The organism is Lactobacillus sp. PSON, assembly GCF_052615405.1.
On record NZ_JBQXFW010000005.1, the window covers coordinates 319,466 to 335,848 of the forward strand.

Annotated in this window: 15 protein-coding genes; 2 read left to right on the forward strand and 13 right to left on the reverse strand. The window is 33.0% G+C overall.

Annotation, left to right across the window (positions count from 1 at the left end; translation table 11 throughout):
• The first annotated feature begins 33 nt into the window (after positions 1-33).
• Positions 34-696: a YigZ family protein gene (locus tag ACTHPI_RS05500; RefSeq protein WP_445353171.1), complete on the forward strand. Its 663-nt coding sequence runs from the start codon at positions 34-36 to the stop codon at positions 694-696.
• A 23-nt stretch (positions 697-719) separates the two neighbouring features.
• Here ACTHPI_RS05500 and ACTHPI_RS05505 read toward each other — a convergent pair whose 3' ends face one another.
• The 13 genes from ACTHPI_RS05505 to ACTHPI_RS05565 all read right to left on the reverse strand — a co-directional run bounded on the left by ACTHPI_RS05505 (position 720) and on the right by ACTHPI_RS05565 (position 15,190).
• A complete protein-coding gene (locus tag ACTHPI_RS05505; protein ID WP_445353172.1) occupies positions 720-1,880 on the reverse strand; it encodes a glycosyltransferase family 4 protein in 1,161 nt (386 codons plus the stop codon).
• Positions 1,881-1,988: 108 nt separating this feature from the next.
• Positions 1,989-3,620 (reverse strand): ribonuclease Y, encoded by a 1,632-nt coding sequence (gene rny, locus ACTHPI_RS05510; protein WP_445353173.1) that lies wholly within the window; start codon positions 3,618-3,620, stop codon positions 1,989-1,991.
• 115 nt (positions 3,621-3,735) lie between these two features.
• Positions 3,736-4,815: a recombinase RecA gene (gene recA, locus ACTHPI_RS05515; protein ID WP_445353174.1), complete on the reverse strand. Its 1,080-nt coding sequence runs from the start codon at positions 4,813-4,815 to the stop codon at positions 3,736-3,738.
• A gap of 171 nt (positions 4,816-4,986) precedes the next feature.
• Positions 4,987-5,565 carry a CDP-diacylglycerol--glycerol-3-phosphate 3-phosphatidyltransferase gene (pgsA, locus tag ACTHPI_RS05520; RefSeq protein WP_445353175.1) on the reverse strand — a complete coding sequence of 193 codons (579 nt, stop codon included), beginning with the start codon at positions 5,563-5,565 and terminating at the stop codon, positions 4,987-4,989.
• A 17-nt stretch (positions 5,566-5,582) separates the two neighbouring features.
• On the reverse strand, positions 5,583-6,746 hold the full coding sequence (locus ACTHPI_RS05525; protein WP_445353176.1) for a helix-turn-helix domain-containing protein: 1,164 nt from the start codon (positions 6,744-6,746) through the stop codon (positions 5,583-5,585).
• Between the two features lie 64 nt (positions 6,747-6,810).
• A complete protein-coding gene (ymfI, locus tag ACTHPI_RS05530) occupies positions 6,811-7,539 on the reverse strand; it encodes an elongation factor P 5-aminopentanone reductase (protein ID WP_445353177.1) in 729 nt (242 codons plus the stop codon).
• Positions 7,539-8,783 (reverse strand): M16 family metallopeptidase, encoded by a 1,245-nt coding sequence (locus tag ACTHPI_RS05535; RefSeq protein ID WP_445353178.1) that lies wholly within the window; start codon positions 8,781-8,783, stop codon positions 7,539-7,541. The genes ymfI and ACTHPI_RS05535 overlap by 1 nt, the downstream gene beginning before the upstream one ends.
• The gene (locus tag ACTHPI_RS05540) at positions 8,780-10,051 is read right to left on the reverse strand and encodes a M16 family metallopeptidase (RefSeq protein ID WP_445353179.1); all 1,272 of its coding nucleotides are present in this window, start codon (positions 10,049-10,051) and stop codon (positions 8,780-8,782) included. Before ACTHPI_RS05540 ends, ACTHPI_RS05535 begins: the two co-directional genes overlap by 4 nt.
• Positions 10,052-12,568 carry a DNA translocase FtsK gene (locus ACTHPI_RS05545; RefSeq protein ID WP_445353180.1) on the reverse strand — a complete coding sequence of 839 codons (2,517 nt, stop codon included), beginning with the start codon at positions 12,566-12,568 and terminating at the stop codon, positions 10,052-10,054.
• A gap of 11 nt (positions 12,569-12,579) precedes the next feature.
• The gene (locus tag ACTHPI_RS05550) at positions 12,580-12,978 is read right to left on the reverse strand and encodes a DUF1149 family protein (protein WP_445353181.1); all 399 of its coding nucleotides are present in this window, start codon (positions 12,976-12,978) and stop codon (positions 12,580-12,582) included.
• 4 nt (positions 12,979-12,982) lie between these two features.
• Positions 12,983-13,540 (reverse strand): tRNA (uridine(34)/cytosine(34)/5-carboxymethylaminomethyluridine(34)-2'-O)-methyltransferase TrmL, encoded by a 558-nt coding sequence (trmL, locus tag ACTHPI_RS05555; protein WP_445353182.1) that lies wholly within the window; start codon positions 13,538-13,540, stop codon positions 12,983-12,985.
• 69 nt (positions 13,541-13,609) lie between these two features.
• Entirely contained in the window at positions 13,610-14,797 is a 1,188-nt protein-coding gene (locus tag ACTHPI_RS05560; RefSeq protein WP_445353183.1) for an AI-2E family transporter, read from the reverse strand.
• 12 nt (positions 14,798-14,809) lie between these two features.
• Positions 14,810-15,190, reverse strand: coding sequence for a PTS glucitol/sorbitol transporter subunit IIA (locus ACTHPI_RS05565; RefSeq protein WP_445353184.1), 381 nt, complete (start codon positions 15,188-15,190; stop codon positions 14,810-14,812).
• A gap of 147 nt (positions 15,191-15,337) precedes the next feature.
• On the opposite strand from ACTHPI_RS05565, the gene ACTHPI_RS05570 reads away from it, so the two are divergent.
• A complete protein-coding gene (locus ACTHPI_RS05570) occupies positions 15,338-16,369 on the forward strand; it encodes a lactonase family protein (RefSeq protein ID WP_445353185.1) in 1,032 nt (343 codons plus the stop codon).
• Positions 16,370-16,383: the final 14 nt, after the last annotated feature.

Sequence of the window (16,383 nt, forward strand, 5' to 3'; positions counted from 1 at the left end):
CAATTTATATTTACGTAAAAAGAGGCGAGTTTTTTGTCACAAGAAGAAAATTTTTTAACCATTAAAGAAAATGGCGAAAATGAAATCATAATCAAAAAAAGCAAGTTTATAGCTACTTTTGCTAGAGTTACTTCCGTAGAAGAAGCTAACAACTTCATTCAAGAAATTTCAAAAAGGTATCGTGATGCTACTCATAACACTTTTGCTTATACTATTGGTCTTCACGATGATCAAGTAAAGGCAAGCGATAACGGTGAACCTTCTGGAACTGCAGGTGTACCTGAACTTAAAGCTTTACAATTGATGAATCTTAAGAATGTTGCAGTTGTAGTTACCAGATACTTTGGTGGAATTAAACTTGGGGCTGGTGGCTTGATTCGGGCTTACTCTAATAGTGTAACTGAAGGCGTTCAAAAAATTGGAGTAGTCAAGCGAGTTTTACAACAAGAATTAGTCTTTTCAGTTGCGTATAATCGTTTCGATGAAATAGACCACTATTTAAAGGAAAATGATATTTTCATCTCTAATACAGAATATGGCGTTGATGTAAAAATAAGCGTTTTTCTAGATGAAGATGATTTAACTAAATTTCAAAACGATATCATCAACCTTCTATCAGGTCAAGTTGAATTTAACAAAGGAGAAAAACGCTACAACGAAATTCCAATCAAAGATACAAATTATCATGAGCAATAAAAAATGGACCCAAGGTCCATTTTTTATTTATCATCATTTTTATGTGGCTTTAATTGATTTGGTTTTTCTTCTCCCAAATGCCAAACTTCAACCGTAGGGTCAACTTTACTTTTTTTATTGATTAATTTTTGAATAACATGCATTAAAGGATGATATTTCTCCCCTAATAAGCCAATTGATTCCACAAATAATTCTAAAGCAAGTAGTAATGCTACAATCAATGGCCAAATTCCCCAAGTTGGAGAAAGTAAAAATAAAAGTGAAATGAAAGAAAACACTAATGATAACGCATAAATTGTCAACACAGTCTGTCTATGTGTCAATCCCATTTTCATTAATTGGTGATGTAGGTGATGCTTATCTGCTTGAGATATTGGCTTTTTATTAAGCCATCGGCGAATCATTGCATAAACCGTATCTGTAATTGGCACTCCTAAAATTATGATTGGAACAAGCAATGAAATAAAAGTTACATTTTTTAATCCTTTAAGAGATAAGACAGCAATCATAAATCCTATAAAAAGCGCTCCAGTATCTCCTAGAAAAATTTTAGCTGGATGAAAATTATAAGGTAAAAATCCAATTAAACAAGCTGCCATCATAAAACAAGCAATCGGAACATATAATTGATGGGTATGTAAAAAGAAATACCCAACTATTCCCATAGTTGTCAGCGAAATCATGGATACACCATCGGCAAGTCCATCTAAACCATCAATTAAATTAACAGCATTAGTTAATGCCAATATCCAAAAAATAGTAATTGGCAAACTCCACCAACCTAAAGAAATTTCCTTATGGATAAAGGGAACATTTAAAACATTCATTCTAATTCCAGCTAAAAAATAAATAATTAAGGAAGCAATAAAAATTCCAATCATTTTTTGCCGAGGTTTTAGTTCTAAGATGTCATCAATCATTCCTGTCAAAACAATTACACTTGAAGCTAACAATATTGAAAAAAGCTCATGCGTGGGAAATTGATCTCTCAAAAGAACAAATGCTCCAATATTATAAGTTACAAAAATACCTAATCCTCCAATAGTTGGCATTGGTTTTTTATTAACTCTTCTGGCATTGGGATTGTCAACTGCACCAAGCACAAATGCTAAACGCCTAATAAAGGGCGTAATAGCTGCTTGGATAATAACTAAAAAGAATAATTCAACAATAATTTTAAACATATCTTGCTACTTTCCTTTAAATGCTAGCCTTAATTATACAAGTAGAGTCAATTTTGCACAAACTCAATTGCAAAATGAAAAGCTAGATCCATACAGATCTAGCTTTTTTTATTTTGCAATTGCAACTACTCGTTTTTCACGAATAACAGTAATTTTAATATTACCTGGATAATCAAGTTCTTTTTCTACTTGATTTCTTATATCTCGTGCCAAAATCGTAGTGCGATCATCTGAAATCTCATCAGGCTCAACCATCACGCGAACTTCACGTCCGGCTTGAATAGCATATGCCTGTTTAACACCTTGATAGCTTTTAGCAATCTTTTCAAGTTCAGTCAAACGTCTAATATAATTTTCCAAACTTTCACTTCTAGCACCAGGACGAGCTGAAGATAAAGTATCTGCAGCAACAACTAATTCTGCAATATACGATAATTTCGGAACATCTCCATGGTGAGCCGCAATTGCGTTAATAACCAAGTCAGGTTCATGATATTTTCTTGTTAATTCTACACCAATTTCTACGTGTGAACCTTCAATATCATGATCGATGGCTTTTCCAATATCGTGTAATAATCCCGCGCGAACTGCTAATTTTTCATCTAAGCCAAGTTCTGCAGCCATAGTACCTGCAAGTTTACCAACCTCAATTGAGTGAGCAAGAACGTTTTGACCATATGAGGTCCGATACTTAAGCCGACCTAATACCTTAACTAATTCTGGATTCATTCTATGAATTCCAAGTTCCATTAAGGCACTTTCACCAGCTTCATAAATATCATCATTTACCTCTTTTCTGGCCTTATCAACCATTTCTTCAATACGAGCAGGATGAATACGTCCATCTTTAATTAAACGCTCCATTGCTCTTTTAGCAATTTCACGCCTAATTGGATCAAAACCACTCAAGGTAACAACTTTTGGTGTATCGTCGATAATTAAATCAATGCCTGTTAGAGCTTCAAAAGATCGAATATTACGACCTTCACGGCCAATAATTCTCCCTTTCATTTCCTCATTTGGCAAATCCACTACAGAAACTGTTGTTTCTGCAACAGTATCTGCTGCACTACTTTGAATAGCATCGACAATTACTTGATGAGCAAAATGATCAGCCTTAGCTTGAACTTCTTCATTGCTATTTCTAATCATTTCAGCACGTTCTTTAACAAGTTCATCTGATAAGTTATTTAAAACTAATTCTTTAGCCTTTTCCTTATCAAGACTAGCAACTTCGTAAAGTTTTTGCTTTCTCTTTTCAACTAATTCATCAGCATCACTTAGTTTTTGATCTAAGTCTGCTTTTTGCTGCTTCAATTTGTCTTCTTTTTGTGTAAGTCCAGCTTCTCTTTCATCCAATAAAGAATTCTTATGATCTAAAGTATCTTCACGTTGTTGAAGACGATTATGTTGACGTGCTATTTCATCACGCTTTACATTTAATTCATCTTCAGTTTTTTGCTTAAAATCATGAATTTCTTCTTGAGCTTCAAGAATCTTTTCTTTTTTAGTATTCTCAGCAGCTTGCTTAATAGCTTCAGCAGCCTGCTTCTGAGCATTAACTTCTGCTTTAGCAGCAGCTACTTGTGATTTAGCCTCAGCTAAGATATGGTCAGCATCTTGTTGAGCATTTTGAGCATTCTTTTCCCAAATATTCTTTCTAATACTGTATCCAATACCTGAACCCACAACAATTGAAACAATAGCAACTAGGGCGGGAATCAAAATTGTATTTATCATGATTACTATCGCCTTTTTATTAGATTATTCACACCAACTTTAATAATAAAGAACCTGAAAGCACATGTCAATTAGCAAGAAAAAAACCTTGGAAATTTCTAACCAAGGTTTTTAACTATTTTTTATTTTCTTTTTTGGTATCTTCAGTCTTTTCGCGCTTTTCCTTTACTTTTTCAGGATCTTCACGATCTTCAATTGCCTGTTCATCAATTCCAAACTCTTGACGAACACGAGTATTAACATCTTGGTAAATATCTGGATGATCTTCTAAGAACTTTTTGGCATTTTCACGACCTTGACCAATTCTCTCACTGTTATATGAGTACCAAGAACCAGCTTTATCAATAATATCTTTTTCAACAGCCATATCTAATAATTCTCCACTTTGAGAAATTCCATGACCATACATAATATCAACTTCAGCAACCTTAAATGGAGGAGCAACCTTGTTTTTAACTACTTTTAATTTTACACGGTTACCAATAACGTCTCCAGATTGTTTAATTTGTTCTGCTCTACGAACTTCTAATCTGATAGTTGAATAAAATTTAAGAGCGCGTCCACCTGGTGTAGTTTCTGGATTACCAAACATCACACCAACTTTTTCACGAATCTGATTAATAAATAAGGCAATAGTCTTAGTCTTAGAAATTGTACCTGAAAGTTTTCTCAAAGCTTGACTCATCAAACGAGCTTGAAGCCCAACATGGGCATCTCCCATATCTCCTTCAATTTCGGCACGAGGAACTAATGCTGCAACAGAATCAACTACCACGATATCAATCGCACCACTAGAAATTAATGTATCTGCAATTTCCAATCCTTCTTCACCAGTATTAGGCTGAGATAAAATAAGAGAGTCAATATCGACACCTAATGCTTCGGCGTAAGCTGGATCCATCGCATTTTCTGCATCAATATAAGCTGCAGTTCCTCCACGTTTTTGAACTTCTGCAACAGCATGAAGAGCAACTGTAGTTTTACCTGAAGATTCTGGACCATAAATTTCTACAATTCTTCCTCTAGGATAACCACCTACCCCAATAGCGGCGTCTAAAGCAAGTGAACCTGTTGGTACAGTAGAAATTTGAGTATCGGCTTTTTCACCCATTCTCATAACTGCACCTTTACCAAAGTTCTTTTCAATTTTTTTAAGAGCTGCATCTAAAGCAGCTTTCTTCTCATCTTTGGCCAAATTTATCCCCTCCTAAAAAAATACATCTTAATAATTATACTTTGATTTAATATGATTTTGCAAGAAAAAAGCAAACTAGTGTTTTCTATTTTTCTTTATCATTATTAAATACGTAAAAATTAATTATAATTTTTTATAAAAAAAGAAGCACTTTCGTGCTTCTTAATTTTATTACATTGAACCTTTAAATACACTCCATGAACCACGGAAGTAATCAATTCCTGAATAAACAGCAAAAATTAATGCAATATAAAGTAAAACAGTACCAATGTAATATGGATCTCCAAGTAATAAGAAAATAATTGAGAGCATTTGTGCTGTAGTTTTAATCTTACCTGGCATCTTAGCTGCAATTACTTCTCCATCATTTTCAACAACAATTAAACGAAGACCAGTAACAGCCAACTCACGGCAAACAATAATAGCTACTACCCATGCTGGTGCCAAATTTAAAGCAACCAAGAAGATAAAAGCTGTCATAGTTAACATCTTATCAGCAAGAGGATCCGCAAACTTACCAAAGTTTGTAACTAATCCTCTAGCACGCGCAATATGTCCATCAAGCCAGTCGGTAGCAGAAGCCACTGCAAAAACTACCATTGCAATAACCTGAAGCCATGATACAGTTGTTCCTTGAACAATTCCAACAGGAGCTGTGTAGCCACCAGTTGCACCTTTAAAGATAAGCAATAACATGAAAACTGGAATCATAAAGATTCTAAACATGGTCAATTTATTAGGTAAATTCATTTAATATATCTCCTACTTTAGTTATTTCCACCATTATTTGTTGTGTTATTAGTGGTAGTGGTGTTTTCAGTGTTGTTAGTGTTATTTGCATTATTTGTAGTTTCAGCACTGTGTGATTGAGTAGATTGTTGAGTAGAACTTGATTGAGTTTGCTCTTGATGACTACTTTGAGTAGAACTTGATTGAGCATGAGTCTGTTCTTGATGACTACTTTGATGAGTTTGGGTTTGTGATTGACTACTTTGGTGGGTTTGGGGTTGACTTGGTGTATTAGTTGAATGACTAGGAGTACTGTCGTTAGTTGTAGTATTACCAGTATTTTCGCTTGAACTAGTTGTAGAACTATTACTATTTGAATGATGCTTTGCAGCCTTACCAATAAGTAAAGTAAGATTCAAATTGCTACCTTTTTGGGTATATGGAATTTTCTTACCTGCAACAGTTATCTTTGAACCTGTATCATTACTCATTGTTACTACTACAGTGTGAGCATCTTCAGGAATAGACATTGTATGTTTTCCATTAGCAGCCAAAGTTTGAGACCATTGACTATTTCCATTAACAGAAACTGTTGCAGTAACAGCTTGATCTCCTGCCTTAATTACTAAATTACGATTACTCTTTAATCCAGTAATTCTAAATTCATTCTCTCCTAAACGGCTAACTTTAACACTGCTAGTCTTAACTACAGGCTTTGCCTTTTTCTTTGAAGAAGAACTAGTTTGAGAAGAAACAGTTACATTATTATTTGCATTATCATTATGCTGATTACCTGATGATAAACGTGCATATAATACATAAACAACTAAAATCGCTACAATAATTCCTAATCCAATAGCAATTTTAGGAAGATAATTCTTCCATAAATCTTTTTTGTTATTAGTAGTTTCACGAACTTCTTCTTGTTTATTATCAATAGAATTTTCAACATATTCATCAGGTTTTGATTCAGGAACATCTTGATGGTATTCGCTAAGAAGTTCTTTTCCATCTAAACCAACAACCTGTGCATATTGTCTAATAAATGCTCTAACATAAAAATCGCCTGGAAGCTTATCAAATTCATCATTTTCAATAGCAGTAAGATATCTGCTTTGAATTTTCGTTGCCTTTTCAATATCTTCGATTGAAAGACCCTTTGCTTCTCTAGCACTACGTAATTTATCTCCAATATCTGCCATATTTACCTCTTCGAAATTTAGATTAACATAGTGAGTATACCACAAAATTCACTTTAAGACTTGCTTATATCAACCAGCCACCGCTTACATAAATCGTTTGACCGGTCGCATAGCCACTATTTTTATTAAGTAAAGTATTTACCCAATAAGCAATATCTTTACTTTTGGCTAAACGATTAGCCGGAATTTCATTTACAACTTCTTGCATCACTTCATCAGAAAACATTGCATTCATCGGTGTATCAACAGCACCAGGTGCTATAACATTGACAGTCATACCTGTAGAAGCGACTTCTCTTGCATATGCTTGACTAAATCTAGTCAAGCCTGCCTTTGTAGCACTATATACGCTTTCCATAGCACTGCCTTGTGCACCATATACTGAGCCTAAAAATACAATTCTACTATATTCTTGCCCCATTAAAGTGTTTTCAAATAAGCGAGTTAATTTAATTGAAGCTGTTAAATTGACTTGAATAATTTTTTGAATAGTTTCTAAACTTTGACTACCTAAAAAATCATAATCCGTTATTCCATGTGCAAAAACTACTGCATTAACTGGCAACAGATTATTTACATATTCTTTTAGAACTTCATCAGATGCTAAAAAATCCAACTTAGTTGGCATAAAATCCTGATTGGGATATTTTTTCATCAATTTTTGACATAAATTTACTGCCGTTTTCCAGTTTTGACTACAATGAACATATAAAGACCAGCCATTTTTTGCTAATTCATGACAGATGCCTTCCCCAATTCCTCCAGTTGCACCAAAAATAATTGCTCTTTTCATTATTTTTCACCTGCAGATTTTAAATAGGCAGAACAAAATTCAGCATCTTTCATCAATTCATGGCAGTTTTTAACATAATTATCAAAATTCATTGTCTGTAAAGTTCTACCATTTTCAAAAAAGTCTTCGTCATCTAAATTTTCTTCTGCCAGCTCAATTGCTAAATAAGAAATATTATCTAAACTGCGGGCACTTTGTGCTTGCCATTCCTTTTTTTGTAATTCAAAAATATGGCTTGCAATTTTTAATTCATCCTCACTTAGATCCTTTTGAAGTTGCTTTTGAATTTCTAAAATTAATTCTTGAGCATTCTCACTAATCCCAAAAATAGTAATAAAGTTCCCTTGTCTTGTATAATTTACCGACATTTGAAGAGGATTAGAAATTAACCCCTTATTTTTCATTTCTTCAAACCACGGTGTCATTACACTTAATCTTGATTCTAACATTATTTCGAGCAATGTTTGAGCCAAATCTTTACTTGCTAAAACTTTCTTAAAGTTTTTCAAACGAATCCCAATCCCAAATATATTAGAATTGCCATTTCCTTGCAAAATATGACTTTCCATATTTCCTAAAGGATGCGTAATCTGATCAGGCTTTTTAAACTCGTTAAAATACTTTTTTTGCAATTTATTAACTGTTTGTTTAATAGTTTTTATTTGATTATCAGAAAAATCACCGCAAGCAATAAACCTCAAATTAGAAGCAAAATAGTTATTATTATAAACTTTAGTCAAAGTTTTAGCAGTCATTGCAGAAATTGATTCTTTTGTTCCTGCAACATCTATTCCTAAATTAGAATCGCCAAACATCGACTTCATAATAGTATTACCTACACTCCAATTAGGTTCATCTTGATACATTGCCAGTTCTTGTTGAATAATTGGCTTTTCTTTTTCAACATTTTCCTTAGTAAAAGCTGGTTCTCCAACTAATTCAAATAAAAGCTCAATTAGCTTTTTGGTATTATTGACTCCAATACAATAATACATAGTTTCATTATATGAAGTAAAAGCATTGACATCTGCACCAATTTCTTCAAATTTATGCGAAATATCACCATCTTTTTTAGCAAATAATTTATGTTCTAAAAAATGGGCACTTCCAGCTAACTTTTGCTTATCACTACTACCGAAATCAACAATTATGCCAAAGAACTTTTGATTAAAGTGTGGCTTTAAAACAATTTCAGACTTAAAGCCTGAATCATATTCATGTTTAATTATTTTTGGTGGAATCATTTCAACACATAACTTTCATTAAGAGATAATTTTTTTGCAAAATTGACTAAACTTTTAGTTGTCGTTTGAGTTATCAACTTTGAAAAATCAACATCAGAATAAGAAACAAATAAGGACTTTTTCAAAATTTCAGCTAAATAGAAATTTTCTTGATCTTCACGAATTAAGCGAATATTACGGATTGATTTTTTAGCTTTAGTAAACAAGTCACCATCAATTTCACCGTTTTTAATCTTTTCAATTTCTTCATCAATAATTTTTTTAGCTGCATCAACAAGCGTCGGATCAAGACCCGCATTAATTAAAAATAAAGAATTATTTGCATAATTATTTGCATCAACAGCATAAGCAGCACCTAGTTCTTCACGAATTTTTGTAAATAACTTTGAAGATTGATCACCTGCTAAATATTGAACTAATATCATCCCTGCAGCTTGCTCTTTAAAAGTCATATTTTTATCATGGAAGCCATAACCCATATACAGTTGAGCTTGAATGTTTCCTTGTTCTTCTACTTTTTCTACAATATCTTCAGGAGCCGGAATTTGGTTACTAATACTCCAAAATTCATCAAGCAAGCCTGCAAAGTTAAATCCTTTTTCAGCTAATTTACTTACATATTTTTCATCTCTAGCCATCCCTGACACAAGAGCTGGAGCTTGATGTAAATTTTGAGCAAATTTTTTAATTGAGTCCAAATCAGCATTTTCAATCTCTTCAATTGGTCCCATAAAACTATTTGCATAATCCGGATTATCCTTGTACCACAAACGGAAAAATCCATCTAATGCTCTATTAGCTGGACTTTCCATTAATTCTCGATAACTATCTGTTAACTGCTTTTTACTAAAATCTAACAGTTGTTGATCAAATGATGGATGTTGAATAATATCCGCCAAAATTTTTATAACACGTTCATAATTGTAATCTGGATCTAAAATTTCACGTGGTTCAATAAAATTAGCAATATAACTTAAAACAAGTTTATTACCATATAATTGTGGAACTACTGCAAAATCTAAATCATATAAATCAGCCAATACTACTTGCTGCTCACTTAAAGTTGGATAGCTTGCACTAGCATTCATTTGCATTCTAGCAAGTAAGCTTGCATAAGCTAAATTATGACCCGTAAGTGGCATTCTTAATGAAAAAACTAATGCTGCAGTTGAAAATTTTTCATTTTTTATAATAATCGGACTGTCTTCATCTTTAGAAGTATCAGATAGATTATTGATCAAATCTGTAACATCTTTATTATTTAACATCTATTTTCCTTCTTCATTATCTTTAATTGGAGGAAGCAAAACTTCACGTGGTTTTGACCCTTCAGAAGGACCAACTATTCCTTTTGCTTCCATTTCATCGACAATTCTTGCTGCACGATTGTAACCAATCCTAAATCTTCTTTGCAACATTGAAACACTTGCACTTTGCTGATGTCTAACTAGTTCTACTGCCCTTGGATAAAATTCATCTTCTGGTTCATCATCGCTTTCACTTGAACCATCAACTGATGTTTTAGGAATCATTGTTTCATCATATTCAGCTTGCTGCTGCTCTTTTACCCATGAGATAACTTTTTCTACCTCATGGCTAGCGATATACGCTCCTTGAATACGTTCAGGCTTAGAAGCACCAATTGGCATATAGAGCATATCTCCTCGTCCTAAAAGTTTTTCAGCGCCTGTTTGATCCAAAATAGTTCTAGAATCAATTCCACTTGATACCGCAAATGAAATTCTTGATGGAACATTGGCTTTAATTAGTCCAGTAATAACATCAACACTTGGACGTTGAGTAGCTAAAATCATATGAATTCCAGCAGCTCTTGCCATTTGTCCTAAACGTACAATTGCTCCTTCTACATCATGACCGCCAACCATCATTAAATCACTAAGCTCATCTACAACTACTAAAATATATGGCAGCTTTTTCATAGCTGGCTTTGACTTATCTTGATTATTCTTAGCAACTTTTTGATTATATTCTCCCATGTTGCGTGCTCCACTTGCAGCAAACAACTTATATCTACGTTCCATTTCTTTAACAACTTTATTGAGAGATTTTGAAGCTAATTTTGCATCAGTCACAACCGGAATAAGTAAATGCGGTATATCATTATAAACAGATAACTCAACCATTTTAGGATCAATTAAGACTAATTTAATTTCTTCAGGACGAGCTTTCATTAAAATACTAGTCAAAATAGTATTAATAGCAACTGATTTACCTGAACCAGTTGAACCAGCAATCAAAAGGTGTGGCATTTTAGCCAAATTAGCAGAAATAGTAGTTCCAGCAACATCTTTTCCAAGAGGAACTTCCATAATATCTGTCTTAGCTTTTTTATCCTGGTGTTCCATGACATCTTTAAATGAGACGACAGAAGTAGTTTTATTTGGAACTTCTATTCCAATATAGGGCTTTCCTGGAATTGGAGCTTCAATTCTAATATCCTTTGCAGCTAATGCTAATGCTAAATCATCAGATAAATTAACAATTCGGCTTACCTTAACTCCAACTGCAGGTTGAATTTCATAACGTGTAATAGTTGGTCCTAAAATAGCCCTTCTAACAATTACATCAACTCCAAAACTTTTAAAAGTAGCTAGTAAAGTTTGAGTATTTTGTTTAATTAAGTCACGGTCAGCACTTTGGTCCATATTTTTAATTGGATCAAGCAAAGTAAGCGGTGGTTTTTTATAACTTGGATTAATTACAGAAGCAGTTGATGTTGTAGAATCATGTTTTACATTAGATAATTCTTGTTTTAATTTTTTATCTTCATCTACAAATGAATGTGATTTTGGCAAAATACTTGGCCTATATTCTTTTTGAGGTTGAGATTTTACTGGATTTTCAGAATTTATATCTAATGATGGATTTTCATTAGTTTCTACAATTGGTTCTGGAATCTGAATTTCTGGTTCTGAGATTAGGTGATCTTTAATAGGATGAGCATCTTTTTCAACTTTTTTCTTTATTACAGGAGACTCCGTTTTTATCGGTTGGTCTTGATTTTCAAAATCAACAGTATCTGGAAAAATAATATCTGTTTGATCTAATGGGTCTTTAAATTGTTGAGGCTGTTTTTTACTTGAACTTGCTTGCATTTGCTTATGCTTAAGCTGTTCTTTACGCAATTCAATATATTTAGTTTTTAACTGTGGAGCAATTTCTCTATTTTTTTCAATAAATACTTGCCCTACTTTTTGAATTCCTTCAACAATAGTCCTAAATTTAATATCAAAAAACATCATTATCCCAATTGGAACTAAGCAAATTGAAATTACTCTAATTCCAATTTGACCCAATAATGGATAAAAAATCTGAAAACCTATGGTTCCTATTAATCCTCCACCAACCGGAATTGTTACTCCTGCCCTATTAAATTCACTCCCCATTGCTGTCCAAAATGCATTCAAAAATCCAGTATTAACAGCTTCTTGGTTAAAAAACATCCCACTTTGAATCATCAAAATTCCAAAAATTGCTATAATTAGTCCAAAACTACGCTTAATTTTTAGATGTGGAGGTTGATTGTATATCAACATTACTAAGCCAAATAATGCAAATAGTGCACTTGCTAATAAGTAAGAATCACCAAAAAAGATTCGCACTAAATTAGCAATTTGCTTGCCAAGTATCCCTATTCGTGTAATTGCTAGAAGTGCTATCAACAGTCCAACAATTCCCACAACTGCCCAAGACAAATCTTCCTGTTTAGTTTTAGAGCGTTTTACAGTCTTTTTCTTAGTTACTCTTTTCTTCTTATTAGGCATAAACTTTTCACCTAATCAAAATTTGCTTGAAAGTTCAAATTGACTGGTTTATCCAATGCAACTTGAGTTACTTCATAAGTTAAAGTCTCAATATACTCAACTAAAGGGCGAGATAAAATCTTGTAGTCATTTGTTGCAAGATCATCACCCTTACCATGATATCCCTTTAATTGTACAATTTGCGTAATTAAACCACTAACAGTAAATTCTCCTGGAGCTGGTGCTACTTCAAAAACTACTCCAATTTCATAATAGGCACCATCTCTTGGATCAGCTTCAGTTGACCCATCATCTAATTTTCTATTAACCTTTTTTATTGCTACATTCACTTCATTTTGAATTTCAGGTTTGTCATTCATATCATAGTGAAAAGCATGCACAATTACCGGAGTAATCTTTTCAAAGTCCATCTACTTATTCATCTCCTAAATCTCTTTCGTATCTTTGTGGACGATTATAATCATCTTTCAACTTATCATTATCATAGTGATGCGCTTTTTCCATATTTGGAAATCCTTGCTGTCTAAGTGCTTCTAATAGCACCATAGCTACAGAATTTGATAAGTTATAGCAACGAATATTATCTGACATTGGAATACGCAAATTACGGTCATAATACTCACGCATAAAAGTTTCAGGCAAGCCTGTAGTTTCTTTTCCAAAAACAAAATAATAATCCTTATCAGGATCTGTATAATCAACATCTACATAATTTTTTGATGAAAATTTTGAAATTAAATACATCTCATCATTTGGACCTAAAGTCTTTAAAAACGCTTCTAGATCATCATGTCTTCTTACGTCTACTTTATCCCAATAATCAAGCCCAGCACGCTTCATTTTTTTATTATCTAGTTGAAAACCTAAAGGCTCAATTAAATCAAGAACAGTATTAGTTCCCGCACAAGTTCTTGCAATGTTACCAGTGTTAGCTGGCATAAGTGGTTCATAAAGAACAACATGGTTTGTCATAGTTTTTTCTCCTAACTAAAAAACGTGGCTAAAATAACCACGTTCTTTTTTATTGTTTAGTATTATCTGTTAATTTTTGTCTACTTCCGATTCTCCCGTGGTCGAAGAAGCAGTAGCTGTATCGTCAAAAACTTCAGATTCTCTTCGATAATAATTGTACACGCGAGAGACAATAATCTTCAAGACCGCATAAATAGGAATTCCAAAAATTACGCCCCAAAGTCCCCAAACTGAACTTGCACCAATTAAAAGTAAAATTGTTGTAATTGGGTGCATTTCCATTTTGCTTCCCATAACTAATGGACTAACAAAACGAGATTCAATAGTTTGTTCAATTGCAAACACAACTAAAACTTTAACTAGCATTGTACCTGGAGTCATAACCGCAACTACTAAAACTGGAATAAATGCAATAAAAGTTCCAAAATATGGAATTAAATTCATAAACCCAGCTAAAATTGCAAAGGCAGTTCCATAAGGCAATTTTATCACATTATAACCAATTGCAAACATCACGCCTACCCAAAAAGCAACAGTAATTTGACCACGAATATATGATGCTAAAGCGTAATTAATATCATGCAAAAGTTGACTAAAGCTTTCTTGCCATTTTTGTGGGACAAACTTAGTAATATAAGGTCTTAGTTGATGTCCATCTTTTAACATAAAGAATAAAATAAATGGTGCTGTAAGGATAGTCATCCCAATCATTGTAACAATACTTACCGCAGAAGAAATATTTCCAATTGCAGCATTAAACGTATTTTGCCATGATTTGAACATTGTATTTTCAGTATTGTCAATCATTGATTGAAGATTGCCTTTTACGCTATGAAGACGAGGATCTTTTAAAGCTTTTTGTGTTACATTTACTGCATCATTCCAAATATGAGGCCAATTTTTAATTAAAGAATTAATTTGTCCTTGAACAATCGGAATAAGAGTATTAATTATCCAAACTAATGCTACTACCACGATTATAAATAGTGCAATAATAGTTAAAGTTCTAGGAACTTTAAACCTTTTTTCTAAATAATCCACCACTGGATTCATTACATAAAACTGGATAATTGCCAATAATAAAGGTGGAAATATAGCACTAAAGAATAACCAAGCTGGATTTAAAACAAAAGATATCTTATTGAACACCCAAATTATTAGGAAGAACAATAAGATATTAAACAATATAACACTAAAACGATTGTTTAAGAACCATTTTTCAAAAACGGTCTGTCTTTTATGTTTTTTCTTTTCCATGGACCATCCTAATTAAATGTGTTCATAAACAATTTCATCGCCAACTTTAAAGTCTGGAAGTGGCTGTTGAACATCAGGGTCAAAGTATACAGCATTAGCAAGCGGAGCTTTTGGCACCGGACGCTTAAAGAACAAAGTAGCGTGACCTAAAGCTTTCATATTGCTTTCTACCATTGGTCCAACAAAGTTGGCAACATAAGTTTGACCATCAATAGTGATAGTATCACCCTTTTTAAATACAAAAGTATTAATTGGAGTTGATGAGTCGAACTTTTGAATTACAGAAACATCTTCCAAATCCTTGTTGGCACCTTCACCAAACAAAATTACCATACCGTCTTTAGAATCAACGGCTTTTTTACCAATTTTTTTAATAGTTGATAACCATTTCATAATAATCGCTCCTTTACTTAAAATTGTAGCATAACTGAAAACGCTACACTAATAATATTGGTTAGTTTTTTGATAATTACTAATTTTTTGTATAATTTTGCATGTTATACTTAAATTATTCAATGTGTTTATATACGGAGGCACAAAATGAAGGTATTAATCGGTGGATATACAAAGCATAATTCAGAAGGAATTTACGAGTTAGATTTCTTAGATAGTGATAATCAGGCACATTTATCAAGTGCTGAAAATATTATCAAAATAGGTGGACCAACTTATTTCCAAAAAGATGGTAATTTGATTTTTACAATTAATAATAGCGGAGAAAAAGGTGGTATTAGTTCTTTTAAAAAAGTTAATGAACGTTATCAAAAAGCAGACGATTATTTAACTGCAGGCTCTTCTCCAGCTTATATTGGAATCAATTCTAAAAAACATTTGCTTTATACAGCTAACTATCATACTGCAGTTTTATCTGTATTTTTATATGATAAAGATGGTAAGTTAACCTTACTTGACACGATAACTCATCAAGCAGAGCATTTAGGTCCTCGCAGTGAACAAGTCGACGGACCTCATCCGCACTTTTTTGATGAGACTCCTCACGGTAATCTTGTTAGTTGCGATTTAGGTAATGATAGTGTTGACTTTTATCACTTGAATCAAAATAACCATCTTGAGCATCTTGCTCAATACAAGAATGAGAGTGGATTTGGAAGTCGTCATATTGTTTTTTCAAAAGATGGCAATTACTTTTATGTAGTTGGTGAACTTTCCAGTAAAATCAATGTGGTTAAATTTGACGAAAACACTTGGAAATTGGAAAATATAGCTACTTATTCTACAATTCCTGAAGATTGGAATAGTCACAATGGTGCAGCGGCTATCCGTATTTCTAAAGACGGTAAATTTATTTACGTTTCTAATCGTGGAAATGATTCAATTGCTATTTTTGCAGTTCAAAAAGATCATACTTTAAAATTAATTCAGCGAATTTCTGTTTTTGGTGAATTTCCTCGTGACTTTAACTGGGATAAAAATGAAAATTATGTCATCGTTGCTAATCAAAATACTAACAACGCTACTCTATATACCAGAAACAGTGAAAGCGGCAGTTTAACCCCTATTCAAAAAAATATTCAGGTACCAGAAGGAACTCGAGTTTTATTCGAAAATTAATTTACCTAATCTAA